The organism is Bacteroides luti (assembly GCF_900128905.1).
Taxonomy (GTDB): Bacteria; Bacteroidota; Bacteroidia; order Bacteroidales; family Bacteroidaceae; genus Bacteroides; species Bacteroides luti.
In genome coordinates this window covers 1-1377 of the sequence record NZ_FQTV01000036.1, presented here as the reverse complement: position 1 = coordinate 1377, position 1377 = coordinate 1, and the positions used below count along the sequence as shown (strand labels likewise).

The 1377-nt window shown below is 35.4% G+C and carries 1 protein-coding gene; it reads right to left on the bottom strand.

Going from position 1 to position 1377, the window contains the following annotated elements:
* Window positions 1-29: 29 nt before the first annotated feature.
* Complete coding sequence (locus BUC21_RS16185; RefSeq protein ID WP_073404355.1) at window positions 30-1250, bottom strand: transposase; 1221 nt, start codon at window positions 1248-1250, stop codon at window positions 30-32.
* Window positions 1251-1377: the final 127 nt, after the last annotated feature.

Genomic DNA, 1377 nt, shown 5'->3' with positions numbered 1-1377 from the left:
CAATAGTTAGTTAATAAAATAGTATCGAGCTATGCTGCAATAGCCGCAAACTCAATGAGTTCTTTGAATAGATTGTCATTTAATCTCTTGTTTGGTCTAATACCAGACACGCAAATAAATCTTTGAAGCAAGAATGCGTTGTGCATCATTGTTTTAAGTGAAACCATCGAAAAGTTTATACCCTTTTCTTTAGCAACGATCTTTGCCACATTCACAGCTGTTAATGAAGCATTGAAATTAAATTTCAGTTTTGATAGATTCCTTGCCTGACACTGGTTCAATCCAGTAAACTGCTTGGCATCTCTAAAATTGAACTCAATCTGGAAACGAGTGCGATATGTTTCTATCACATCTTTGCCGGAAAGGTTGATATTGGTAGAGAAATAAAGTTTATGCTTTTTTCCCTTATCAGAAATCCAGACTACAAGTTTTACCATTTGTTTCAAGGATTTGGAATATGCTATTGTGGTATAAAGATTGCCATTGTCTATATGTAGTAAATTGATCTTCTCAAACCTGTTTAAATCTAAGTTGGCAAAATCGATTTTGCTATCATAGAGTTTTGGTCGTCCTCTTTTGCCTGTAGGTAGTTGCGTGGTTGGATAAAACAGAATAGCGTCATCACGAAAACGGGAAATTAGATGGAATCCGAGTTTGGCTAGTCCATCAGTGAAGTTCTTCTTGGAAAAGTAAGCGTCTGCAACAATGTATTTTGTGACTTCCAGCAGTTTAGTTGCTTTTTCCTCAAGAACACCCAAATACCAACTTATAAGGTTTCCGTCATAATTACCCAGAGTTATAGAATCAGGTGTTTGAACAGCTTCTAAGGATATGCAATCCTTGTGGTCAACATCAATCAAGCCGATTCCTAAAATCTCTAGTCCTCGTTTTGCTGCACCTGCACAGCCAGACCAGAAATAACCAATCCATGGAGTCTGTTTACCGGATTTGGAAATATAGCTTGGATCAATAGCTATGGCTTTCCTGGTTCCGGTCAGAACCTTTTTTGAGAGAGACAAGTTGAATGAAAGCCAGTCAAATTCCTTGGCTGAATTCATTCTAAATCGTTGCTCACAAGAGTGACTGTATCGTCCTAGTTGAAGATAATTTATTCGTTGGGGAATAACCATATACAATAAAAGTGTTTCAACGATAAAATCCTTGAAACTTTTGTTTAACTTTGTTTCCACTTCAGAAAGAACATCCTTACAGATATCCATATATTGGTTAAGTATGCTTGATTTTATCATATTTTCTATAGCGTCGAATACTATAAAAGTACTAAAAATCAGCGACTTAACCAATTATTTTATGACATAATTCAAATATAATTCATTGTTTTACAAGGGTTTGATTAATTATTTAACGGAGTATTGT